The organism is Pseudomonas sp. B21-035 (genome assembly GCF_024748945.1).
Lineage (GTDB): Bacteria > Pseudomonadota > Gammaproteobacteria > Pseudomonadales > Pseudomonadaceae > Aquipseudomonas.
Window position 1 is genome coordinate 5,114,480 of record NZ_CP087179.1, and the last position, 22,212, is coordinate 5,136,691.

A 22,212-nucleotide genomic window follows, 5' to 3' on the forward strand; every position below is an offset into this window, starting at 1 on the left:
CCATGCGCTGGATCACCCGCCCCGGCTGGCCCGGTAACCTGCTGGCCGTGGCGGCCGGTGCAATCACCACCCTGGCCCTGGCGCCGTTCGACATCTGGCCGCTGGCATTGCTTGCGGCCGGCCTGTTCTACCTCGGCCTGCGCGAGCTCAGCCCGCGCCAGGCCCTGGGCCGCGGCTGGTGCTTCGGCTTTGGCCTGTACGCCGCCGGCACCAGCTGGATCTACGTCAGCATCAATACCTACGGCGGCGCCACGCCGCTGCTGGCCACCGGGCTGTTGCTGGCGTTCTTTGCCGCCATTGCCTGGTTCTTCGCCCTGCCCGCCTGGCTCTGGGCGCGCTGGCTACGGCGCAACGAGGCGCCGTTGGCCGATGCTCTGTGCTTCGCCGCCTTATGGGTCGGCCAGGAGGCGTTCCGCGGCTGGTTCCTTACCGGTTTCCCCTGGCTGTACTCCGGTTACAGCCAGCTCGACGGCCCGCTGTCGGGCCTGGCGCCGCTGGGCGGCATGTGGCTGATCTCGTTCTGCCTGGCGCTGTGCGCGGCGCTGCTGTGCAACCTGCCACGCCTGCGCGCGCGCACGTCGTTTCTGGCAGTGGCCGTGGTCTTGCTGCTGGCGCCCTGGGCCATCGGCCTGGCGCTGAAAAACCATGCCTGGACCAGCCCGGCGGGCAAGCCGCTGACCGTTGCTGCGCTGCAAGGCAACGTCGAGCAAGAAATGAAGTGGAACCCCGAACACGTCAACGCTCAACTGGCCCTGTACCGCGACATGAGCTTCAGTTCCAAGCCGGTCGACCTGCTGGTGTGGCCGGAAACCGCGGTGCCGATCCTCAAGGACCAGGCCCAGGGCTACCTGGACATGATGGGCAACTTCGCCGCCGAGCGTAATACCGCCTTGATCACCGGGGTTCCGGTACGTGAAGTGGTGCACGAGCAACGCCGCTATTACAACGGCATCACTGTCACCGGCGAAGGCGATGGCACCTACCTCAAGCAAAAACTGGTGCCATTTGGCGAGTACGTGCCGCTGCAGGACATGCTCCGTGGCCTGATCGCCTTCTTTGACCTGCCAATGTCGGACTTCGCCCGTGGCCCGGCCGATCAGCCACTGTTGCAGGCCAAGGGCTATCAAATCGCGCCGTACATCTGCTACGAAGTGGTTTATCCGGAGTTTGCCGCAAGCCTGGCGGCCCGCAGCGATATCCTCCTGACCATCAGCAACGACACCTGGTTCGGCACCTCGATCGGCCCCCTGCAGCATCTGCAAATGGCGCAGATGCGCGCCCTGGAAGCCGGCCGCTGGATGATCCGCGCCACCAACAACGGTGTCACCGGCCTGATCGACCCGTTCGGGCGCATCACCGCACAGATCCCGCAGTTCGAGCGTGGCATCCTCTATGGCGAAGTGGTGCCGATGCAGCAACTCACCCCGTACCTGCAGTGGCGCTCCTGGCCATTGGTGATTCTCTGCGCGCTGCTGCTGGGCTGGGCCCTGCTGGCCAGCCGGATCGCCAAGACCGTCTAGTAGAACAGCTTGTAGCCGAGCAGGCCGACTGCCTCATTGAGCAGTTGGCCGCTCTGCCACAACGACTTGCCTTCCGGCAGCCAGCCACCGAAGGGCCGGGCATGGTCACGACCCAGAAAGCCCACCGGTGCCGGCACCACGACAAACCCCGCCTGCTCGAAGCTCCAGCGTGAACGCTGCATGTGCCAGGCCTGGGTCACCACCACTACGCGCTTGATCCCCAGAGGCTGCAACAACTCGGCACTCATCTGCGCGTTTTCCCAGGTGGTACGGCTGCGTTCTTCCTTCCAGCGTACGCTCACGCCCAGATCGCGTTGCAACGAGTCGGCCATCAGCTGTGCTTCGCTGGGCGGCGTACCGTAATGCAGACCGCCGCTGGTCAATACTGGCAACCCCGAGGCCTTGGCCAGCTGCGCGGCGTAACGCATGCGCTCCATGGCCACGCCCGTGGGCTGGTCCTGCGAGTCCCAGGCAGGGTCGCCGCGCTCGCGCCCGGCCCCGAGGATGACGATGGCATCGGCCTGTTGCGCAAGCCCCACCCACTGGCTGCGGGCCAGTGCCGGCTCGCTTTCCAGTTGCCGGGCAGCCTGCTCCACCACGATCGGCAGGCTCATCAGCCACAAGCCGCCCAGGCCCAGGACAAAGCACAGGGTCGACAGCCGCGGCCAGGAATTGCGTAGCCACCAGGCAGCAATCAGCAAAAGAAACAGGATGCCGGGCGGCATGATCATTTGTTTGATGAGATAGCGAATGGGCACAGGACACCTCCTTGGAGGTGCGCAGCCTAAGAGGAACGGCACCTGGCAACAATAGTCAGGTGCCGCTCCGGGAAGTTTTTGCTGCAGTGGCGCACTCCGCCTTGCGCCGGAAAAACCCGAACAGCTACTTGAAATGCAGCGTCCTGGACTTCGCTGTGGTAGCGGAGCGCTTGTCCTTGAGCCAGACAACTCTGGCCGCAGGTGGCGTCTCCACGTGTGGCAATGCGCCGACGCGTCCATGCCCGCCCTCCGGAAGGGATTCCAGATAGGCCTTGATCACTTCGAATTCAGCGCGGCTCAAACCACGCAACTCCAATTCAGCAGGCACTTCATCGCGTAATCGAACGGAGGTTCTGGCGACCTCGAGGGCCAGGCCCAGACGATCGATCAGCCGTTCGTAAAGCTCCGGTTTGGTTACTTGTTGCTGCGACTCTCCCATCCGTTCACCTCATTGAAGATAAATATATCTCCCCCCACACATGAGCTTAGCGTTACTCGCAAAAGCAGCCGGACGCCGCGACCAACGGCCCGCCGCGCCAAAGGCGGTGCAATCAGGGTTTCCCTCGGTGGACAGGGGTCATGTATGCTAGGGCGTTCACCATACTTGACACCGGATTGCCGATGCAGCGGTTTGATCGCTGCCTGGATAAGGTCTCCCATTTCTCAGCGCAAAGTAGCCATGCACGAACTCTATCAGCCCCGCGAAATCGAAGCCGCCGCCCAGTCTTACTGGGATGAGCGAAAGTCTTTTGAAGTCAGTGAACAGCCAGGCAAGGACACGTACTACTGCCTATCGATGTTCCCGTACCCAAGCGGCAAGCTACATATGGGCCACGTGCGCAACTACACCATCGGTGACGTGATCGCCCGTTACCAGCGCATGCTCGGCAAGAACGTCCTGCAGCCAATGGGCTGGGACGCCTTCGGCATGCCGGCGGAAAACGCCGCGATGAAGAACAACGTCGCCCCGGCCAAGTGGACCTACGAAAACATCGACTACATGAAGACCCAGCTCAAGAGCCTGGGCCTGGCATTCGACTGGTCGCGTGAAGTCACCACTTGCAAGCCGGACTACTACCGCTGGGAACAGTGGCTGTTCACCCGCCTGTTCGAAAAAGGCGTGATCTACCGCAAGAACGGTACCGTGAACTGGGACCCGGCCGACCAGACCGTGCTCGCCAACGAGCAGGTCATCGACGGTCGCGGCTGGCGTTCGGGCGCGCTGATCGAGAAGCGCGAAATCCCGATGTACTACTTCAAGATCACCGACTACGCCGACGAGCTGCTGGAAAGCCTCGACGAGTTGCCGGGCTGGCCTGAGCAGGTCAAGACCATGCAGCGCAACTGGATCGGCAAGTCCCGCGGCATGGAAGTGCAGTTCCCCTACGACCAGGCCAGCATCGGCCACGCCGGGGTGCTGAAAGTCTTCACCACCCGTCCGGACACCCTGATGGGCGCCACCTACGTGGCCGTTGCCGCCGAGCACCCGCTGGCCACCCAGGCCGCCCAGGGCAACCCCGAGCTGCAAGCCTTCATCGATGAATGCAAGAGCGGCAGCGTCGCTGAAGCCGACATCGCCACCCAGGAGAAAAAGGGCCTGGCCACCTCGCTGTTCGTCGAGCACCCGCTGACCGGCGAGAAGTTGCCGGTGTGGGTCGCCAACTACGTGCTGATGCACTACGGCGATGGCGCAGTAATGGCGGTACCGGCACACGACGAGCGCGATTTCGAGTTCGCCCACAAGTACAACCTGCCAGTGAAGGCCGTGGTGCGCACCAGTGCCGGCGATGAAGTCGGCAACGAGTGGCTGGCCGCCTATGGCGAGCACGGCCAGCTGATCAATTCCGGCGAATTCGACGGCCTGGACTTCGCCGGCGCGTTCGACGCCATCGAAGTGGCGCTGATCAAGAAAGAGCTGGGCAAATCCCGCACCCAGTTCCGCCTGCGCGACTGGGGCATCAGCCGCCAGCGCTACTGGGGCTGCCCGATCCCGATTATCCACTGCCCGTCCTGTGGCGATGTGCCGGTACCGGAAGAGCAACTGCCGGTCATCCTGCCAGAAAACGTCGTGCCCGATGGCGCCGGCTCGCCGCTGGCGCGCATGCCCGAGTTCTACGAGTGCAGCTGTCCGAAATGCGGCACCGCGGCGAAGCGTGAAACCGACACCATGGACACCTTCGTCGAGTCGTCGTGGTACTTCGCCCGCTACGCCTCGCCAAACTACGAAGGCGGCATGGTCGACCCGAAAGCAGCCAACCACTGGCTGCCGGTCGACCAGTACATCGGCGGTATCGAACACGCGATCCTGCACCTGCTGTACGCGCGCTTCTTCCACAAGCTGATGCGCGACGAAGGCCTGGTCACCTCCAACGAGCCGTTCAAGAACCTGCTGACCCAGGGCATGGTCGTTGCCGAAACCTACTACCGCGTTGCCAGCAACGGCGGCAAGGACTGGTTCAACCCGGCCGACGTCGAGATCGAGCGCGACGCCAAGGCCAAGATCATCGGCGCCACGCTGAAAACCGACGGCCTGCCGGTCGAGATCGGCGGCACCGAGAAGATGTCCAAGTCCAAGAACAACGGCGTTGACCCGCAGGCGATGATCGAAGCCTACGGCGCCGACACCTGCCGCCTGTTCATGATGTTCGCCTCGCCGCCGGACATGAGCCTGGAATGGTCCGACTCCGGTGTCGAAGGTGCCAACCGCTTCCTGCGCCGCGTCTGGCGCCTGGCCCAGGCCCACGTGGCCCAGGGCCTGCCGGGCAAGCTGGATGTCGCCAGCCTCGATGACGGGCAAAAAGTGATCCGCCGCGCCATCCACGCAGCCATCAAGCAGGCCAGCACCGATGTCGGCCAGCACCACAAGTTCAACACCGCCATCGCCCAGGTGATGACCGTGATGAACGTACTGGAGAAAGCCCCGCAAGCCAGCGAACAGGACCGCGCCCTGCTGCAGGAAGGCCTGGAAGCTGTAACCTTGCTGCTGGCGCCGATTACCCCGCACATCAGCCACGAGCTGTGGCAGCGCCTGGGCCACCAGGACGCAGTGATCGATGCGGCCTGGCCGGTACTGGACGAGGGCGCCCTGGTCCAGGACAGCATCGTCCTGGTCATCCAGGTCAACGGCAAGCTGCGTGGCCAGATCGAAATGCCGGCCGCCGCCAGCCGTGAAGAAGTCGAAGCCGCCGCGCGCAGCAACGAGAACGTGCTGCGCTTCACCGAAGGCCTGAGCATCCGCAAGGTCATCGTGGTACCGGGCAAGCTGGTCAACATCGTCGCCAACTGACAGGAAAAGCCGGCCCGCCACAGCGCGGGCCGGCGCACAGAATCGGCCCACAAGGGAGCTACAACATGATCAAACGCAATCTGCTGGTAATGGGCCTGGCCGTTATGCTCAGCGCCTGCGGTTTCCAGCTGCGCGGTACCGGCAACACGGAACTGGCGATCAAGGAACTGGACCTGAGCGCGCGTAACGCCTACGGCGATACCGTGCTGCAGTTGCGCCAGGCATTGCAAAGCAACGGCGTCAATGTCCACGCCGGCGCGCCTTACAAGCTGGTGCTGACCAACGAACAAGAGTCCCAGCGTGCGGCAACCTACGCCGGTTCCGGGCGCTCGGCCGAGTACGAACTGACCACCGTGCTGAGCTACAGCATCGAAGGTCACAACGACACCAACCTGCTCAACGACAAGCTCGAAGTGCGCAAGATCTACGTGCATGACGGCAACAACATCACCGGTTCCGACCAGGAAGCCAACCAGACCCGCAAGGAAATGCGCCGCGACCTGGTGCAGAACATGCTCGTACGCCTGCAACTGCTGACCCCGAGCCAGCTTGAAGGCCTGCAACAAAAGGCTGACGAACGCGCGCAAGCCGAAGCCGACGCCCTGGAAGCTGCCCGCCGTGCCCAGGACGAAACGCCTCAGCAGTCGCCGCTGCAACTGCCGCGCAACTGAGACTGAACGGGGCACTTCGGTGCCCCGTCTGCCATCATGAAACTCACTCCCGCCCAGCTCAACAAACACCTGCAAGGCAGCCTCGCGCCGGTTTACGTGATCAGCGGCGATGACCCGCTGCTGTGCCAGGAAGCGGCCGACGCCGTGCGTGCCGCGGCGCGCCAGCAAGGCTTCGATGAACGCCAGGTGTTCAGCGCCGACGCCAACTTCGACTGGGGCACCCTGCTCCAGGCCGGGGCCAGCCTGTCGCTGTTCGCCCAGCGCCGCCTGCTCGAGCTGCGCCTGCCCTCCGGCAAGCCTGGCGACAAGGGCGCGGCAGCACTGATCGAGTACTGCGCCAAGCCTGCCGAAGACAACCTGCTGCTGATCAGCCTGCCCAAGCTCGATGGCAGTGCGCAGAAGACCAAGTGGGGCAAGGCCTTGATCGAAGGCCAGCACGTCCAGTTCGTGCAGATCTGGCCGGTAGACAGCCACCAGTTGCCGCAATGGATCAGCCAGCGCCTGTCCCAGGCCGGGCTGAGCGCCCAGCGCGACGCGGTTGACCTGATCGCCGCCCGGGTTGAAGGCAACCTGCTGGCAGCAGCCCAGGAGATCGAGAAGCTCAAGCTGCTGGCCGAAGGCAATCAGATCACGGTTGAAACGGTCCAGGCGGCAGTAGCCGACAGTGCCCGTTTCGATGTGTTCGGCCTGGTCGATGCGATCCTCAATGGCGAGGCAGCCCATGCTTTGCGCATGCTTGAGGGCTTGCGCGGCGAAGGGGTCGAGCCACCGGTGATTCTCTGGGCCCTGGCCCGGGAACTGCGCCTGCTGGCCGGGCTTGCCCAGCAGTTCAGCCAGGGCGTGCCGCTGGACAAGGCCTTCAGCCAGGCCCGGCCGCCGGTCTGGGACAAGCGCAAGCCGCTGATGAGCAAAGCCCTGCAACGCCATTCGGCGCAGCGCTGGAGCCAGTTGCTGCAGGATGCCCAGCGCATCGATGCGCAGATCAAGGGCCAGGCCCAGGGTTCGCCGTGGACCAGCCTGGCGCGCCTGTCGTTGTTGATGGCGGGGCAGCGCCTGGCTTTGCCGGCGGAGTGAAATGTATCGCGGGGCAAGCCCGCTCCTACCGATTTGTGTGGGAGCGGGCTTGCCCCGCGATAACTTCACACCTATATTGCGCCCCACACCCACCCTGCAGGACTCCCTGTCATGAGCAAAAAACCCGCAAAGCCCGGGCCCAACAAGGCCAAATCCATCGTCGCCCAGCCCTTGTTCCGCAGCCGCCAGGAACGCGCCGGCAAAGGCAAAGGCAGCTACCGCCGCGAAGCCTTCCAATCGAGAGATTGGGAGGCTTCTTACTTTTTGGCCGCATAAAGGCAAGAATCCGGCAGGCATGGTATGGTCGGCACCTGACCTGAAATACCTGGACCTGTGCATGCCCCTTTGTCTTTCCCGTCGCTGGCAACCTCGCCAGCTGATTGCCGCCTCCAGCCTCATCCTGCTTGTCGCCTGCGCGGAGAAACCCACCGCCGCCGATGCGCTGCCGCTGGCCCCTGCCCAACCGGCTCCAGTCGTCACCCTGCCCACCCCTGCCGTCGACACGCTCAGCGAGATCCAGCCGCTGCAAAGCTTCGCCCAATGGCAGGCGGGATTCCGCCAGCAAGCCCTGCAAGCGGGTATCAATGCCAGCACCTTCGACCGCGCATTCCTCGGTGTCACACCCGACATGGACGTGATCAAGGCCGACCGCAGCCAGCCTGAGTTTACCCGGCCGGTATGGGAGTACCTCGATGGTGCGCTGTCGCCACTGCGGGTACGCAACGGCAAAGGCCTGCTGGAAAAACATGCCGAGTTGCTGAGCCAGATCGAACAACGCTACGGCGTCGACCGCAATGTGCTGGTGTCGGTGTGGGGAATGGAGAGCAACTTTGGCCAGTTCCAGGGCAACAAATCGGTTATCCGCTCTCTCGCCACCCTGGCCTATGAAGGCCGCCGCCCGGCATTCGCCCAGGCGCAGTTGATCGCGGCGCTGCAAATCCTGCAAAACGGTGATATCCAGCCCGACGCCATGAAGGGCTCGTGGGCCGGGGCCATGGGCCAGACCCAGTTCATCCCCACCACCTACAACACCCATGCCGTGGATTTTGACGGCGACGGCCGCCGGGATATCTGGAACAGCTCGGCTGACGCCCTGGCCTCGACTGCGCATTACCTGCAGAGCTCCGGCTGGAAACGCGGCGAACCCTGGGGTTTTGAGGTGCAGCTGGCGCCTGGCTTCGACTACTGGCTGGCCGATGGCAGCCAGCGCAAGCCGGTATCGGAATGGCTGCAGATGGGCCTGAAACTGCCCGCCGGCGTACGTTTGCCAGCCGGCAGCGAGCAGCTGTCCGCCGCCCTGCTGTTGCCGGCCGGTTATCGCGGCCCGGCATTCCTGGTACTGGACAACTTCCGCGCGATCCTCAAGTACAACAACTCGTCGTCCTACGCCATGGCCGTCGGCCTGCTCGGCCAGCGCTTCGATGGCTCGGGCTACATTGCCGGCTCATGGCCCAAGGATGACCTGCCACTGAGCCGCAGCGAGCGTGTCGAGCTGCAGACCCTGCTCAGTGCCCGCAACTACGACGCCGGCGCCGCCGACGGTATCATCGGCGCCAACACCCGCAAGGCCATCCGCAGCGCCCAGCAGGCGCTGGGCTGGCCGGCTGATGGCTATCCGACGCACAAGCTGCTCGATAGCTTGCGTCAGCGCTGAAGCACCTCGCGGGGCAGGTCACTCTGACCTGCTCCGCGATGGCGCTCAAACAAATCCTGCTCCAGTCGCAAACACTTGCCATCGGCATCCAGGCACACCCTGGCCCCCATCGGCAACGTCAGGTTCGGGTCGCAATGACCACTGCGCCAGCCGGCCAGCACCGGCACCTGCAGCGGTGCAAAGAACTGGCGCAGCAAGGGCGCCAGCGCCTCTAGTGCAATCCCGGCAAAATCCCCGACCAGCACGCCACGAATCCCTTCGAGCTTGCCCGCCAGACGCAATTGCGTCAGCAGGCGGTCGACCCGGTACAGCGGCTCGTTGACGTCTTCGATAAACAGAATACCGCCATCACAGTGGAGTTCTGCCGGGGTGCCCAGGGTCGCGCACAACAACGACAGATTACCCCCCAGTAAAGGCCCGCTGGCAGTGCCTGGCAGGATGGTGGTCAATGGCCAGGCCTGAGGGTGCTCAAGACGGTCACCGGCGCCCAGCTGGCCGCGCAGCTGCTCGAACAGCGAAGAGAGTGTCGGCTCCTGCTTGTTGCCCAGCAGCTCCGACTTGAGCATGGCACCATGGAAAGACACAAACCCGGCATGACGGGCAATCGCCGTGTGCAGCGCGGTAATGTCGCTGTAGCCGACCAACGGCTTGGGATGCCGGCGCAGCAAGTCGAAATCGATGTTTTCCAGTAGGCGCATACTGCCGTAGCCACCGCGCAGGCAGATGATGGCATCGACATCCTTAGCAGCAAATGCACTGTGCAGGTCCTGCAGGCGCTGCGCATCGCTACCGGCCAGATAACCCTCGGCGGCGGTAACTCCCGGGTAGATCCGGCAGCGATAGCCGCGCGCCTCGAACCACTGGTTGACCTTGAGCGTATCGACCTGGGCGGGACCTGCCGGGGCGATGATTGCGATCAGCCCGCCAGCGGGCAAGGCCATGGGCAACGGCTGGGCGTGAGACAGCACATCGGCCTGATGGGTGAAGGGAAGGTTCATCCAGACGACTCCTTGTGTGGACAGGTCGGCAAACAAAAATGCCGATGTCGCTTTGCAGCAGACATCGGCATCGAGACAACCAGGCTGTCGATCAGAGCTTGATCTTGGCCTCATGCGCCTGCTGGTCGGCATGGTACGAAGAACGCACCAGCGGACCGGAAGCAACGTTCTTGAAGCCCATCTTGTAACCTTCTTCGGCGAACCAGGCAAAGGTGTCCGGGTGCACGAAACGCTGCACCGGCAAGTGGCTGCGCGACGGCTGCAGGTACTGGCCGAGGGTCAGCATGTCGATGTTGTGCTCGCGCATGCGATGCATCACTTCGATCACTTCTTCATCGGTTTCGCCAAGGCCCAGCATCAGCCCGGACTTGGTCGGTACGTGCGGCACCAGTTCCTTGAACTTCTGCAGCAAGGTCAGCGACCACTGGTAGTCCGAACCCGGACGCGCGGCCTTGTACAGGCGCGGTACGGTTTCGAGGTTGTGGTTGAACACATCCGGCGGGGTTTCGGCGGTAATCGCCAGGGCCACATCCATGCGCCCGCGGTAGTCCGGCACCAGGGTCTCGAGCTGCACACCCGGCGACAGCGCGCGGATCTCACGGATACAGTCGGCAAAATGCTGGGCACCACCGTCGCGCAGGTCGTCGCGGTCCACCGAGGTGATCACCACGTACTTCAGGCGCAGGTCGGCAATGGCCACGGCGAGGTTCTTCGGCTCGTCGACGTCCAAGGGCTTCGGCCGGCCATGGCCGACGTCGCAGAACGGGCAGCGACGGGTGCAGATGTCACCCATGATCATGAAGGTCGCGGTGCCGCCCGAGAAGCACTCGCCCAGGTTCGGGCAGGAGGCTTCTTCGCAGACGCTGTGCAGCTTGTGCTTGCGCAGCAGTTGCTTGATGCGGTCGACTTCCGGCGAAACCGGGATACGCACGCGAATCCAGTCAGGCTTCTTTGGCAGCTCGTCAGTGGGGATGATCTTTACCGGGATACGCGCGACTTTTTCCGCGCCACGCAGTTTGACACCCGCCTCGACCTTCGGCCGAGGCGCTGGCGTCACGCTTTGCACTGGTTCTTGCACAACAGTAGTCATATTCAGAAGATTCCGCCCGTAAGGGTCGTCTGCTCAGCATAGTCGAGGTGCTTGACCAGCTGCCCGCGCAGCCTTGCCCTTACCTCAGAGAGTTCGATCGAGCCTGCCTGGTCGCGCAGCTGGGTCATGGCCAGCCCCGCATACCCGCAGGGGTTAATCCGGCGGAATGGCGCCAGGTCCATGTCCACGTTCAAGGCAAGGCCGTGGAACGAACAGCCATTGCGAATCCGCAGGCCGAGCGAGGCGATCTTCGCCCCGTCGACATAAACGCCTGGGGCATCGGCCTTGGCCGCCGCCTCGACGTTGTAACTGGCCAGCAACTCGATCAGGCAGCGCTCGATGCGGCTGACCAGATCGCGCACGCCAAAACCCAGGCGGCGTACATCCAGCAGCAAGTACGCCACCAGCTGACCCGGGCCGTGATAGGTCACCTGGCCGCCGCGATCGGTCTGCACCACCGGGATGTCACCCGGTACCAGCAGATGCTCGGCCTTGCCGGCCTGGCCCTGGGTGAACACCGCCGGGTGTTCAACCAGCCATACCTCATCCGCGGTACCCGGGCCACGCTGGTCGGTAAACCGACGCATGGCCTCCAGCACCGGCTCGTAAGGCAGCAGGCCGAGGTCGCGAAAGCCGAGACACGCGGGCATCAGAGCACCATTTTCACGATTCCGGTCGCGCGCAGGGCGCTGTTGATATCGTGCAGCTGGTCTTCACCCGTGGCGATGATGTGCAGTTGCACCGTGGTGTACTTGCCTTCCTTGCTCTGACGTTCAGCCAGGGTACTCATGTCGACCGTGGCGTACTTCTTGAGGATCTCGATCACCGTGTCCTTGAAATTGACCACGGTGTCGCCGATGACCTTGATCGGGTAATCGGCGCAGGGGAATTCGATTTTGTGCGACTTGTCAGCTTCGGTCATAGCAGTAACGGCCTCGTAAGCCGTGGCAACAACAACGCCCCCGCATGAGTGGCGGGGGCGTGGCAGGTCACGATATCAGTTGAACAACCCGTAGAAGAATAGCCGAATGCTATCCCACACACGACGGAAGAAACCACCTTCCTCAACGCCATCCAGCGCGATCAGGTCGGCACTGTGGACAACCTTGTCATCCAGTTTGACTTCCACTTTACCGATCACGTCACCTTTGTTGATCGGAGCGATCAATTGCGGGTTCATGGTCATGCTTGCGGCCAGCTTTTTCAATTGGCCTTTAGGCAAAGTCATGGTCAGGTCTTCGGCGAGACCGGCTTTGACCTGATTGGTTGCGCCCTTCCAGACCGGTGCCTGGGCAAGCTCGGTACCCTTCTGGTAGAAGGTCTGGGTTTCGAAGAAGCGGAAGCCGTAGGTCAGCAGCTTCTGGGTTTCGGCCGCACGCGATTGCTCGCTGTTGGTACCGAAGACCACGGCGATCAGGCGCATGCCGTCACGTACTGCCGAAGACACCATGCAGTAGCCGGCTTCGTCGGTGTGGCCGGTTTTCAGGCCGTCGACGGTCTTGTCGCGCCACAGCAGCAGGTTGCGGTTAGGCTGCTTGATGTTGTTCCAGAAGAACTCTTTCTGCGAGTAGATCGCATAGTGAGCCGGGTCTTCGTGGATGATCGCGCGCGCCAGCACTGCCATGTCGTGGGCCGACGAGTAGTGCTCGGGGTTCGGCAGGCCGGTCGGGTTCATGAAGTGGCTGTTGCTCATGCCCAGGTCGCCGGCGGTCTTGTTCATCATGTCGGCGAAGGCGTCTTCGCTGCCGGCGATGTGCTCGGCGAGGGCGACGCTGGCGTCGTTACCCGACTGGATGATGATGCCGTGCAGCAGGTCGCTGACGCTGACCTGGGTGCCGACCTTGATGAACATCCGCGAACCGCCGGTGCGCCAGGCGTTTTCGCTGACGGTGACCGGGTCGTTTTCGCCGATCTGCCCGCGGCGGATATCCAGGGTCGCGATGTAGGCGGTCATCAGCTTGGTCAGGCTCGCCGGAGGCAGACGCTGGTCACCATTGTTCTCGACCAGGATGTTGCCGCTGGAGGCTTCCATGAGCACGTAGGACTTGGCAGCCAGTTGCGGCGGCGACGGCATCATTTGCTCTGCCGCGAAGGCGGCGGGGGCAATCATCAGCGGTACAAGCAGGCAAAGGCGTTTGGCAAAGCTGGTTATGTTCATCCGTCTCTCGAAATGGCTAATGGGCTCATGCCCTCATGGGCAAAACGTTTACAGGCGCATGGCCTGACGGGCAAAACCGCCATTGTACATGGCGGCTGCGCCCGGCTGCATGACAAACCGATCAGTCCCCCCGATCAGTCTGCCGTGACGACTTTGGGCTGCCCCAGATTGGCCAGGCGCACGCTGTCCTGCATCTGCTGGGCTTCACCCTGGCTGTTGATCGGCCCCAGGCGGACCCGGTGCAGGGTCTGCTGGTTGCGCACGATCGAACTGATGAACACCGGTGCGCTGACCATGCTGCTGAGCTTGGAGCGCAGCAGTTCGGCGGCATCGGGGTTGGCAAAAGCGCCGACCTGCAAGTAAAGACCATTGCTGGCCATCGTGTTGTTGCTGGCGACTTGCAGGGGTACGACCGCAGCGGCGTGCTGCTGCGGCGGTGGCGTCCATTGCTCGACCGTGCCGGTGCTGGCCGGCAGCGCCTGGGTCTGGGCCACTTGCGGCTGGTCGAGGACCATCGGCGCCGGCTGGCCGCGCTGGGCCCACCATTGTTTCGGGTCGATGCCTTCGACGCGCACCCGCGCGGTGCCGGTCTCGGCATAGCCGAGCTTCTTCGCCGCCGCGTACGACAGGTCGATGATGCGGTCGGAATAGAACGGCCCGCGGTCGTTGACCCGCAGGATCACGCTGCGCTGGTTGTCGAGGTTGGTAACCTTGACGTAGGCCGGCAGCGGCAGGGTCTTGTGCGCCGCGCTCATACCGTAGAGGTCATAGACCTCGCCGTTGGCGGTGTTCTGGCCGTGGAACTTGGTGCCGTACCAGGATGCCGTGCCCTCGGCGCGGTAGTTGCGCGAGTCGGGGATCGGGAAGTAGGTCTTGCCCAGCACGGTGTAGGGGTTGGCCTTGTAGTTGCCGGTGTGCACAGTCGGGGTCGCGTCGGGGATCTTCGAGACGTCGACGTCCCACCAGGGCGCGCCGTCCTTGTGGGCCCGGTTGATGTCCAGGCCGGGCTTGGCCCGCACGACATTGGCATTACCCTGGGTGGAGGTGCTCGGGCGGCTGCTCGAACAGCTCACCAGCACCAGGCCCAGGGCCGCGCAACCCAGCAGTTTCAGCGATGTAGCGGAGAACATTACGCGCATTACTTGGCGCCCCGTGCTTGAACCAGCAGGTCCGAGAGCTGATGCACTGCCATGGCATACATCACGCTGCGGTTATAGCGAGTGATCGCGTAGAAGTTTTTCAGGCCCAGCCAGTATTCCGGGCCGTTGTCACCTTCGAGCCGGAAGGCGGTGACCGGCAGATCATCGCGCAGCGCATCATGACTCGACCAGCCCAGTGCCCGCAACTCACCGACCGTCTTGACCGCGTCGATGCCCGGGCTCAGGCCTTCGTCGACGCGTTCGCCACGCACCGTGGCGCGGCTGACCACCTGTTCGCCGGCTACCCAGCCATGACGCTTGAAGTAGCTGGCAACGCTGCCGATGGCATCGTCCGGGTTGTTCCAGATATTGATGTGGCCGTCGCCGTCAAAATCCACGGCGTAGGCGCGAAAGCTGCTCGGCATAAACTGCGGCAAGCCCATGGCCCCGGCGTAGGAGCCCTTGAGGGTCAGTGGGTCAACCTGCTCTTCACGGGCCAGCAACAGGTACTCGCGCAGCTCCTTGCGGAAGAATTCGGCACGCGGCGGATAATCGAAGCCCAGGGTCGACAGCGCATCAATCACCCGGTAATTGCCGGTGTTGCGGCCAAAGAAGGTTTCAACGCCGATGATCGAGACGATCACCTGGGCCGGCACGCCGTATTCCTGTTCGGCGCGGGCCAGGGTGGCCTCATGCTGGCGCCAGAAGTCGACGCCGCGGGCGACCCGGGCGTCGGTGAGGAACATTGGCCGGTAGTCTTTCCAGGGTTTTACCCGTTCAGCCGGGCGCGAGATCGCGTCAAGGATCGACTGCTTGCGCTGAACCTCGCGAAACACCCCCATTAGTTGCTCACCGGCAAAACCGTAGTCGCGGGTCATTTCGCCGACGAACTCGGCTACCTGGGGCGAGCCGTCGTAGTCGCCGGCAGCAGCGCCTTGCGCTCCGCCGAGCAAACCTACAAAGCCGACCCAGGGCGCACAACGAGCCGCCCAGCCACGCATTGCTTGCATGTAATTCTTCACCTTATTCAAACCTGCGCAATCCATTTGCGATGCGTATGGATCGACATTAAAACCCCAAACGCTGACAGCAGCGTCACCAACGAAGTTCCGCCATAACTAATGAAGGGCAGCGGCACCCCCACCACGGGCAACAAGCCGCTGACCATACCGATATTGACGAACACATAAACAAAGAAGGTCATGGTCAGGCTGCCGGCCAGCAACTTGCCGTAGAGCGTCTGGGCCTGGGCGGTAATCACCAGGCCGCGGCCGATCAGCAGCAGGTAGATCAAAAGCAGCGCGCAGATGCCGACCAGGCCGAACTCCTCGCCAAGCACGGCGATGATGAAGTCGGTGTGGCTTTCCGGGAGAAAGTCCAGGTGCGACTGGGTGCCCAGCAGCCAGCCCTTGCCGAACACCCCGCCCGAGCCGATCGCCGCTTTCGACTGGATGATGTTCCAGCCGGTGCCCAGCGGATCGCTTTCCGGGTCGAGAAAGGTCAGTACCCGCTGTTTCTGGTAGTCGTGCATGACGAAGAACCACATCGCCACCGCCACCGGCACTGCCGCCGCCACCACGCTGAGGATCCAGCGCCAGCGCAGGCCGCCCATGAACAGCACGAAGGCGCCGGAGGCGAGGATCAGCAAGGCGGTACCCAGGTCTGGCTGGCGCACGATGAGGATGAACGGCAGGCCGATCAGGATCAGGCTGATCACCACGTGCTTCAAATGCGGCGGCAGCGAGCGCTTGGCCAGGTACCAGGCGATGGTCGCCGGCATGATGATCTTCATGAACTCCGAGGGCTGGAAGCGGATCACCCCGGGAATGTTGATCCAGCGCGTGGCGCCCATGGCGTTGTGGCCCATAACGTCGACCACCACCAGCAGGATCACCCCGACCACATAGGCAAGGGGCACCCAGCGCGCCATGAAACGTGGTTCGAGCTGGGCAATGACGAACATCGACACCAGGCCGATGCCGAACGAACTGGCTTGCTTGAGCAGCAGGTCCCAGTTCTTGCCGCTGGCCGAATAGAGCACGAACAGGCTGCCGGCAGCCAGGGTCAGCAGCAGGATCAGCAACGGGCCGTCGACATGGATGCGCTGCAGGAAGCTTGCGCGACGACGCATTACGTCCTCGCTGGAAAGCATGCGATCGAAATTGTTCTTCACTGGGCCGATTCCTGAACGACGGTGGCGGGAGCGAACTCGGATTTGAGCCGGCCATGCTCGTCGAGCAACCAGGCGTCCATTACCTGACGCATCACCGGCGCCGCGACGCGGCCACCCGCTTCGCCGTTTTCGATCATCACCGAAACCACGATCTTCGGGTTCTCTGCCGGGGCGAAGCCGACGAACAGGGCGTGGTCGCGGTGGCGTTCCTGAACCTTGTTGCGGTCGTACTTCTCGCCCTGCTTGATCGCTACCACCTGGGCGGTACCACTCTTGCCGGCAATCCGGTACTGGGCACCGGCGGCGGCGGCGCGGGCGGTACCGCGGGCGTTGTGCATCACCTGCTCCATGCCATGGGTGACCCTGGCCCAGTCGGACTTGTCACGCAAGACGATGTCTTCCATCGGGTTCTCGTCCACCGGTGGCTGGCCTTCGATGGTCTTGGCCAGGTGCGGACGGTTCCACTTGCCCTTGCTGGCGATCAGGGCGATGGCCTGGGCCATCTGCAGCGGCGTGGTCTGCATGTAGCCCTGGCCGATACCGAGGATCAGCGTCTCGCCCGGGAACCAGGCCTGGCGGCGGGTGGCGCGCTTCCATTCGCGAGTCGGCATCAGGCCGGCGGACTCCTCGAACATGTCGAGGGAGACTTTCTGCCCGAGGCCGAACTTGTTCATGTAGCTGGACAGACGGTCGATGCCCATCTTGTGCGCCAGGTCGTAGAAGTAGGTGTCGTTGGAGCGCATGATCGCCAGGTCGAGGTCGACCCAGCCGTCGCCGCTGCGGTTCCAGTTGCGGTACTTGTGGTCATAGTTGGGCAGTTGGTAGAAGCCCGGGTCGAACACCCGGCTGCTGGCGGTGACCACGCCACTGTCGAGGCCGGCGATGGCCACTGCCGGCTTGATGGTCGAACCCGGCGGGTACAGGCCACGCAGCACGCGGTTGAACAGCGGTCGGTCGATCGAATCGCGCAGCTCGGCATAGGCCTTGAAGCTGATGCCGGTGACGAACGGGTTGGGGTCAAAGCTTGGCTGGCTGACCATCGCCAGTACTTCGCCGGTATTTGGGTCGAGTGCGACAATGGCGCCGCGGCGCCCGCCCAGCGCGGCCTCGGCAGCTTCCTGCAGCTTGATGTCGAGGCTCAGGACGATGTCTTTGCCGGGGATCGGGTCGGTGCGCTTGAGCACCCGCAATACCCGGCCACGGGCGTTGGTCTCAACCTCTTCGTAACCCACCTGGCCGTGCAGTTCCGGCTCGTAGAAGCGCTCGATGCCGGTCTTGCCGATATGGTGGGTGCCGCTGTAGTTGACCGGGTCGAGGGTCTTCAGCTCTTTCTCGTTGATCCGCCCGACATAACCGACCGAGTGAGCAAAGTGCGCTCCCTGCGGGTAATGGCGCACCAGTTGGGCGACCACCTCGACGCCGGGCAGGCGGAACTGGTTTACCGCAACCCGGGCGATCTGCTCTTCGGTCAATTCGAACAGGATCGGCACCGGCTCGAACGGCCGGCGGCCCTGGCGCATGCGCTTTTCAAACAGGGTGCGGTCGTCCGGGGTCAGCTCGAGCACCTCGACGATCACATCGAGTACCTGCTGCCAGTCGCCGGAGCGCTCACGGGTCATGGTCAGGCTGAAGCTTGGCCGGTTATCGGCGACGATCACCCCGTTGCGGTCGAAGATCAGCCCGCGAGTCGGCGGAATCGGCTGCACATGCACCCGGTTATTTTCCGACAGGGTCGAGTGATAGTCGTACTGGATCACCTGCAGGTAATACAGGCGGGCGATCAACACGCAAATCAGCAGGACGATCGCCACTGCACCGACCACGACGCGGCTACGCACCAGACGGGCGTCTTTCTCGTGATCCTTGAGGCGAATCGGCTGCGACATTGAAAAGGCTTAAGGCTTATTTGTGGTAGGGGTGCCCGGACAATACGGTCCAGGCGCGGTACAGCTGTTCGCCGATCAGTATCCTTACCAACGGGTGGGGCAGTGTCAGCGGCGACAGCGACCAGCGCTGCTCGGCCCGCGCACAGACTTCCGGCGCCAGCCCTTCGGGGCCGCCGACCATGAAGTTGACGGTACGCGAATCCAGCCGCCAGCGGTCCAGCTCGACCGCCAGTTGCTCGGTACTCCAGGGCTTGCCATGGACCTCCAGGGTGACAATCCGTTCCCCTGGCTGGACCTTGGCAAGCATGGCCTCACCCTCCTGACGGATCAGGCGGGCGACGTCGGCATTCTTGCCCCGGGTATTGAGCGGTATTTCCACCAGCTCCAGCGACAGCTCCGCGGGCAGGCGCTTGGCATATTCATGCCAACCGTCCTCGACCCACTTGGGCATGCGCGAGCCGACCGCGATCAGACGCAGACGCACGAGCCTTCCTTATTCCCGATCTTTCAGCTTGTCTGCAAAGTCGTGGGTGTTTTCCGGGCTGTGGTGCTTGCCATCGGCGGCACGGCTCTGCTCGGCACCCATCCACAGACGCTCAAGGTCGTAGAACTGACGGGCAGCGGCAGTCATCATGTGGACGATGACATCATTCAGGTCCAGCAGTACCCAGTCGCTGTCGCCCTTGCCTTCTTCGCCCAACGGCTGCACGCCCTTGGCCTTGACCTGCTCACGGACCTTTTCCAGCATCGCGCTGATCTGGCGGTTGGAGGTACCGGTGGCGATGATCATGTAGTCGGTCAGGCTGTGCTTTTCTTTTACGTCGATAACCTGGATGTCCTGGGCCTTGACGTCTTCCAGGGCGGACTTGGTCAGTTCGACCAGCTCTTCGGCGCTGACGTTGTGTTTTTGCTTGGTCATATAAAACTCATTCAACTCAATAGTATGAGGCGCTTCTCAGCACCCTCAGTTCGGCGCACGGTAAAGGTTGTGCGCATCGATGTAGGCCAGTACTGCGTCCGGCACCAGAAACCGCACCGACTTGCCGCTGGCCAGCAGCTGTCGGATCTGCGTGGCTGACACCGCAAGCGGCGTCTGCCAGACGAATGCAATATTCCCGGCAGGCCCTTCAAGGGCCTGCGGATCACTGACCGAACGTGCGGCCAGCAGGTTGCGCAAGGCATCCGGCGGCTCGACGTCGGCATCCGGGCGTTGCAGCACCAGGATGTGACAGTGTTGCAGCAATTCTTCCCAACGGTGCCAACTGGGCAGGCCGCAGAACGCGTCCCAGCCCAGCAGCAGAAACAGTTGCTCCGAGGCGGCCATTTCAGCACGCATCAGTTCCAGCGTTTCGATGGTGTACGACGGCTTGTCACGGGCCAGTTCGCGGGCATCGACCGACAGCGTAGGCACGCCCTGAACCGCGCACTGGACCATCGCCAGCCGGTCCTGGGCCGACACTTGCGGCGTATCACGGTGCGGCGGGCGGGCGTTGGGCATCAGCCGCAGCTCGTCGAGCGCCAGCACTTCGGCGACCTCCAGCGCACTGCGCAGGTGTCCGATGTGCACCGGGTCGAAAGTCCCGCCGAGCACGCCGATGCGCCGGGCGGGCGACATCGTCGAGACTGGGGCGAGCGGTTTGCGCTCGGCCAAGTCAGAGCGACTCCTGTCCGCGCAGCTGACCGTCGCCGATCACCACGTATTTTTCGCAGGTCAGGCCTTCCAGGCCAACCGGGCCTCGGGCGTGCAGCTTGTCGGTGGAAATCCCGATCTCCGCGCCCAGACCGTACTCGAAACCGTCGGCAAAGCAGGTCGGGGTGTTGATCATTACCGACGACGAATCGACCTCGGCCATGAACTGGCGAGCCTGCGCCTGGTGTTCGGTGACGATCGAATCGGTATGGTGCGAGCCATAGCGATTGATGTGTTCGATGGCCTGGTCCAGACCGTCCACTACGCGGATCGACAGAATCGCCGCGAGGTATTCGGTGTTCCAGTCCGTTTCGGTCGCCGGCAGCGCCTCGATGATTTTCAGCGTGCGCTCACAACCGCGCAATTCGACGCCTTTTTCCCGAAATTGTCGGGCCATTTCCGGCAGGAACTCGGCCGCGACCGACTGATCGACCAGCAGGGTTTCCATCGCCCCGCAGATGCCGTAGCGGTAGGTCTTGGCGTTGAAGGCGATGCGCCGGGCCTTGTCCAGCTCGGCGTGCTCAGCCACATAGACGTGGCAGATACCATCGAGGTGCTTGATCACCGGCACGCGCGCGTCGCGGCTGATGCGCTCGATCAGGCCCTTGCCGCCACGCGGCACGATGACGTCGACGAACTCCGGCATGCTGATCAATGCGCCGACCGCCTCGCGATCGGTGGTTTCGACCACTTGCACCACCGCCGCCGGCAAGCCGGCCTCGGCCAGGCCGCGCTGGATGCAGGCGGCAATGGCACGGTTTGAGTGGATGGCTTCGGAGCCGCCGCGCAGGATGGTGGCGTTGCCCGACTTCAGGCACAGGCTGGCAGCGTCGATGGTCACGTTCGGACGCGATTCGTAAATGATGCCGATCACCCCCAGCGGCACGCGCATCTTGCCGACCTGGATACCCGATGGCCGGTAGCTCATGTCGCGGATCGCGCCGACCGGGTCCGGCAGGCTGGCCACCTGGCGCAGGCCGACGATCATGCCGTCGATGCGTGCCGGGGTCAGCGCCAGGCGCTCGAGCATGGCCGCTTCCAGGCCATTGGCGCGGCCAGCAGCGAGGTCCAGCTCGTTGGCGGCGGTCAGCTCGGCGCGGGCAGCGTCCAGGGCGTTGGCGGCGGCTTGCAGGGCGCGGTTCTTTTGCGCAGTGCTGGCACGGCCGATCACGCGCGACGCCGCGCGGGCAGCGCGACCCAGGCGGGTCATGTAGTCAAGAACGGACTCAGTCATGGGCTCAGTGGTCTTGGCGAAGGGGAAAATCGGATGATTATAACTGTCGTGTGGCCCCACGCCCAGCGGTGACAGGCGGATGGTCGAAAAGAGTGCCGGCCCCTCGCTTCATAATGGCCATTCAGGGTTGGTTAAGACAGAAATTGCTATCATCGCCCACCTGTCCACCCGCGAACCTGCCCGCATGCCAGACTCCGCCCCCTGCCCGCCCAAGGCCCTGCCCGACAGCTTCTTCGACCGCGACGCTGGCGTATTGGCCAGGGCCCTGCTGGGCAAGGTCATCCGCCACCGCCACGGTCCGTACTGGCTGGCGGCACGGATTATCGAGACCGAGGCCTACTACCTCAGCGACAAGGGCAGCCACGCTTCGCTCGGCTACACCGAAAAACGCCGGGCGCTGTTTCTCGACGGCGGGCACATCTACATGTATTACGCCCGCGGCGGCGACTCGCTGAACTTCAGCGCCCACGGGCCGGGCAATGCGGTGTTGATCAAATCGGCCTACCCCTTCGTCGATGCCTTGTCGGATGACAACAGCCTGGCACAGATGCAACTGAACAACCCTGACGCCAGCGGCCAGGCGCGCCCGCCCGAACGCCTGTGCGCCGGCCAGACCCTGCTGTGCAAGGCCCTGGGCCTGAAAGTGCCGCACTGGGACGGCAAACGCTTTGATGCCGAGCAGCTGTTTGTCGAGGACTGCGGTATCAAAGTGAAACAAATTATCCAGACCACCCGCTTGGGGATTCCCCACGGCCGCGATGAACATCTGCCCTACCGTTTCGTCGACGCCGACTTTGCCCGCCATTGCACACGGAACCCGCTGCGCCGGGGCCAAGTCGAAGGCCGGGACTACTTTTTACTGACACAAGGAAACTGACACG

22 protein-coding genes are annotated in these 22,212 nt (G+C 63.4%); 7 read left to right on the forward strand and 15 right to left on the reverse strand.

What is annotated here, in order from left to right; genetic code table 11:
* Nucleotides 1–2: 2 nt before the first annotated feature.
* A complete protein-coding gene (gene lnt, locus LOY22_RS23360; RefSeq protein WP_045199845.1) occupies nt 3–1,520 on the forward strand; it encodes an apolipoprotein N-acyltransferase in 1,518 nt (505 codons plus the stop codon).
* Here the strand turns inward: lnt and LOY22_RS23365 are convergent.
* Together LOY22_RS23365 and LOY22_RS23370 are read right to left on the reverse strand one after the other, a co-directional pair.
* Entirely contained in the window at nt 1,517–2,278 is a 762-nt protein-coding gene (locus LOY22_RS23365) for a YdcF family protein (protein ID WP_258595010.1), read from the reverse strand. The two genes, lnt and LOY22_RS23365, sit on opposite strands and share 4 nt — an antisense overlap.
* A 124-nt stretch (nt 2,279–2,402) precedes the next feature.
* Nucleotides 2,403–2,717, reverse strand: coding sequence for a hypothetical protein (locus LOY22_RS23370; RefSeq protein ID WP_045199850.1), 315 nt, complete (start codon nt 2,715–2,717; stop codon nt 2,403–2,405).
* Between the two features lie 240 nt (nt 2,718–2,957).
* Here LOY22_RS23370 and leuS point away from each other — a divergent pair, with 240 nt between their 5' ends.
* From leuS to LOY22_RS23395, 5 genes are all read left to right on the forward strand, one after another.
* A complete protein-coding gene (gene leuS, locus LOY22_RS23375; RefSeq protein WP_093379194.1) occupies nt 2,958–5,564 on the forward strand; it encodes a leucine--tRNA ligase in 2,607 nt (868 codons plus the stop codon).
* A 65-nt stretch (nt 5,565–5,629) separates the two neighbouring features.
* The gene (lptE, locus tag LOY22_RS23380) at nt 5,630–6,235 is read left to right on the forward strand and encodes an LPS assembly lipoprotein LptE (protein ID WP_045199854.1); all 606 of its coding nucleotides are present in this window, start codon (nt 5,630–5,632) and stop codon (nt 6,233–6,235) included.
* A gap of 36 nt (nt 6,236–6,271) precedes the next feature.
* The gene (holA, locus tag LOY22_RS23385; RefSeq protein WP_258595013.1) at nt 6,272–7,309 is read left to right on the forward strand and encodes a DNA polymerase III subunit delta; all 1,038 of its coding nucleotides are present in this window, start codon (nt 6,272–6,274) and stop codon (nt 7,307–7,309) included.
* Between the two features lie 111 nt (nt 7,310–7,420).
* On the forward strand, nt 7,421–7,585 hold the full coding sequence (gene arfA, locus LOY22_RS23390; RefSeq protein ID WP_045199858.1) for an alternative ribosome rescue factor ArfA: 165 nt from the start codon (nt 7,421–7,423) through the stop codon (nt 7,583–7,585).
* 61 nt (nt 7,586–7,646) lie between these two features.
* Nucleotides 7,647–8,963, forward strand: a complete 1,317-nt coding sequence (locus LOY22_RS23395) for a lytic murein transglycosylase (protein WP_045200053.1) — start codon at nt 7,647–7,649, stop codon at nt 8,961–8,963.
* On the opposite strand, the gene LOY22_RS23400 is transcribed toward LOY22_RS23395, so the two are convergent.
* The 13 genes from LOY22_RS23400 to LOY22_RS23460 form a co-directional block, all read right to left on the reverse strand.
* Nucleotides 8,954–9,961 carry an LD-carboxypeptidase gene (locus LOY22_RS23400; RefSeq protein ID WP_093379188.1) on the reverse strand — a complete coding sequence of 336 codons (1,008 nt, stop codon included), beginning with the start codon at nt 9,959–9,961 and terminating at the stop codon, nt 8,954–8,956. The two genes, LOY22_RS23395 and LOY22_RS23400, sit on opposite strands and share 10 nt — an antisense overlap.
* A 91-nt stretch (nt 9,962–10,052) precedes the next feature.
* Nucleotides 10,053–11,051, reverse strand: coding sequence for a lipoyl synthase (lipA, locus tag LOY22_RS23405; protein ID WP_010222903.1), 999 nt, complete (start codon nt 11,049–11,051; stop codon nt 10,053–10,055).
* Nucleotides 11,052–11,053: 2 nt separating this feature from the next.
* Nucleotides 11,054–11,701: a lipoyl(octanoyl) transferase LipB gene (gene lipB, locus LOY22_RS23410; protein WP_045199863.1), complete on the reverse strand. Its 648-nt coding sequence runs from the start codon at nt 11,699–11,701 to the stop codon at nt 11,054–11,056.
* Complete coding sequence (locus LOY22_RS23415; protein ID WP_045199865.1) at nt 11,701–11,973, reverse strand: DUF493 domain-containing protein; 273 nt, start codon at nt 11,971–11,973, stop codon at nt 11,701–11,703. Before LOY22_RS23415 ends, lipB begins: the two co-directional genes overlap by 1 nt.
* Before the next feature lie 75 nt (nt 11,974–12,048).
* A complete protein-coding gene (locus LOY22_RS23420; RefSeq protein ID WP_045199868.1) occupies nt 12,049–13,209 on the reverse strand; it encodes a D-alanyl-D-alanine carboxypeptidase family protein in 1,161 nt (386 codons plus the stop codon).
* Nucleotides 13,210–13,343: 134 nt separating this feature from the next.
* Nucleotides 13,344–14,348, reverse strand: a complete 1,005-nt coding sequence (locus tag LOY22_RS23425; RefSeq protein WP_045199870.1) for a septal ring lytic transglycosylase RlpA family protein — start codon at nt 14,346–14,348, stop codon at nt 13,344–13,346.
* Nucleotides 14,348–15,358 (reverse strand): lytic murein transglycosylase B, encoded by a 1,011-nt coding sequence (mltB, locus tag LOY22_RS23430; RefSeq protein WP_045200056.1) that lies wholly within the window; start codon nt 15,356–15,358, stop codon nt 14,348–14,350. Before mltB ends, LOY22_RS23425 begins: the two co-directional genes overlap by 1 nt.
* Before the next feature lie 17 nt (nt 15,359–15,375).
* Nucleotides 15,376–16,479 (reverse strand): rod shape-determining protein RodA, encoded by a 1,104-nt coding sequence (gene rodA / locus LOY22_RS23435; RefSeq protein WP_045200058.1) that lies wholly within the window; start codon nt 16,477–16,479, stop codon nt 15,376–15,378.
* A gap of 38 nt (nt 16,480–16,517) precedes the next feature.
* Nucleotides 16,518–18,407 (reverse strand): penicillin-binding protein 2, encoded by a 1,890-nt coding sequence (gene mrdA, locus LOY22_RS23440; protein WP_045199872.1) that lies wholly within the window; start codon nt 18,405–18,407, stop codon nt 16,518–16,520.
* Nucleotides 18,408–18,423: 16 nt separating this feature from the next.
* Nucleotides 18,424–18,891, reverse strand: a complete 468-nt coding sequence (gene rlmH, locus LOY22_RS23445; RefSeq protein WP_045199875.1) for a 23S rRNA (pseudouridine(1915)-N(3))-methyltransferase RlmH — start codon at nt 18,889–18,891, stop codon at nt 18,424–18,426.
* A gap of 9 nt (nt 18,892–18,900) precedes the next feature.
* Complete coding sequence (rsfS, locus tag LOY22_RS23450) at nt 18,901–19,326, reverse strand: ribosome silencing factor (RefSeq protein ID WP_045199877.1); 426 nt, start codon at nt 19,324–19,326, stop codon at nt 18,901–18,903.
* A gap of 45 nt (nt 19,327–19,371) precedes the next feature.
* On the reverse strand, nt 19,372–20,022 hold the full coding sequence (nadD, locus tag LOY22_RS23455; RefSeq protein ID WP_050990013.1) for a nicotinate-nucleotide adenylyltransferase: 651 nt from the start codon (nt 20,020–20,022) through the stop codon (nt 19,372–19,374).
* A 37-nt stretch (nt 20,023–20,059) separates the two neighbouring features.
* Entirely contained in the window at nt 20,060–21,331 is a 1,272-nt protein-coding gene (locus LOY22_RS23460) for a glutamate-5-semialdehyde dehydrogenase (protein ID WP_045199881.1), read from the reverse strand.
* Nucleotides 21,332–21,515: 184 nt separating this feature from the next.
* On the opposite strand from LOY22_RS23460, the gene LOY22_RS23465 reads away from it, so the two are divergent.
* Nucleotides 21,516–22,208 (forward strand): DNA-3-methyladenine glycosylase, encoded by a 693-nt coding sequence (locus tag LOY22_RS23465; RefSeq protein ID WP_258595021.1) that lies wholly within the window; start codon nt 21,516–21,518, stop codon nt 22,206–22,208.
* The last annotated feature ends 4 nt before the right edge of the window (nt 22,209–22,212 follow it).

Excerpts from the sequence above, each read along its gene's own strand:
- mltB (WP_045200056.1), bottom strand. The coding sequence starts at position 15,358 with ATGCAAGCAATGCGTGGCTGGGCGGCTCGTTGTGCGCCCTGGGTCGGC.
- leuS (WP_093379194.1), top strand. The coding sequence starts at position 2,958 with ATGCACGAACTCTATCAGCCCCGCGAAATCGAAGCCGCCGCCCAGTCT.
- lipB (WP_045199863.1), bottom strand. The coding sequence starts at position 11,701 with ATGCCCGCGTGTCTCGGCTTTCGCGACCTCGGCCTGCTGCCTTACGAG.
- LOY22_RS23425 (WP_045199870.1), bottom strand. The coding sequence starts at position 14,348 with ATGCGCGTAATGTTCTCCGCTACATCGCTGAAACTGCTGGGTTGCGCG.
- LOY22_RS23395 (WP_045200053.1), top strand. The coding sequence starts at position 7,647 with ATGCCCCTTTGTCTTTCCCGTCGCTGGCAACCTCGCCAGCTGATTGCC.
- holA (WP_258595013.1), top strand. The coding sequence starts at position 6,272 with ATGAAACTCACTCCCGCCCAGCTCAACAAACACCTGCAAGGCAGCCTC.
- nadD (WP_050990013.1), bottom strand. The coding sequence starts at position 20,022 with ATGTCGCCCGCCCGGCGCATCGGCGTGCTCGGCGGGACTTTCGACCCG.
- arfA (WP_045199858.1), top strand. The coding sequence starts at position 7,421 with ATGAGCAAAAAACCCGCAAAGCCCGGGCCCAACAAGGCCAAATCCATC.
- LOY22_RS23400 (WP_093379188.1), bottom strand. The coding sequence starts at position 9,961 with ATGAACCTTCCCTTCACCCATCAGGCCGATGTGCTGTCTCACGCCCAG.
- lnt (WP_045199845.1), top strand. The coding sequence starts at position 3 with ATGCGCTGGATCACCCGCCCCGGCTGGCCCGGTAACCTGCTGGCCGTG.
- LOY22_RS23415 (WP_045199865.1), bottom strand. The coding sequence starts at position 11,973 with ATGACCGAAGCTGACAAGTCGCACAAAATCGAATTCCCCTGCGCCGAT.
- LOY22_RS23370 (WP_045199850.1), bottom strand. The coding sequence starts at position 2,717 with ATGGGAGAGTCGCAGCAACAAGTAACCAAACCGGAGCTTTACGAACGG.
- lipA (WP_010222903.1), bottom strand. The coding sequence starts at position 11,051 with ATGACTACTGTTGTGCAAGAACCAGTGCAAAGCGTGACGCCAGCGCCT.
- LOY22_RS23465 (WP_258595021.1), top strand. The coding sequence starts at position 21,516 with ATGCCAGACTCCGCCCCCTGCCCGCCCAAGGCCCTGCCCGACAGCTTC.
- rsfS (WP_045199877.1), bottom strand. The coding sequence starts at position 19,326 with ATGACCAAGCAAAAACACAACGTCAGCGCCGAAGAGCTGGTCGAACTG.
- rodA (WP_045200058.1), bottom strand. The coding sequence starts at position 16,479 with ATGCGTCGTCGCGCAAGCTTCCTGCAGCGCATCCATGTCGACGGCCCG.
- lptE (WP_045199854.1), top strand. The coding sequence starts at position 5,630 with ATGATCAAACGCAATCTGCTGGTAATGGGCCTGGCCGTTATGCTCAGC.
- LOY22_RS23460 (WP_045199881.1), bottom strand. The coding sequence starts at position 21,331 with ATGACTGAGTCCGTTCTTGACTACATGACCCGCCTGGGTCGCGCTGCC.
- mrdA (WP_045199872.1), bottom strand. The coding sequence starts at position 18,407 with ATGTCGCAGCCGATTCGCCTCAAGGATCACGAGAAAGACGCCCGTCTG.
- LOY22_RS23420 (WP_045199868.1), bottom strand. The coding sequence starts at position 13,209 with ATGAACATAACCAGCTTTGCCAAACGCCTTTGCCTGCTTGTACCGCTG.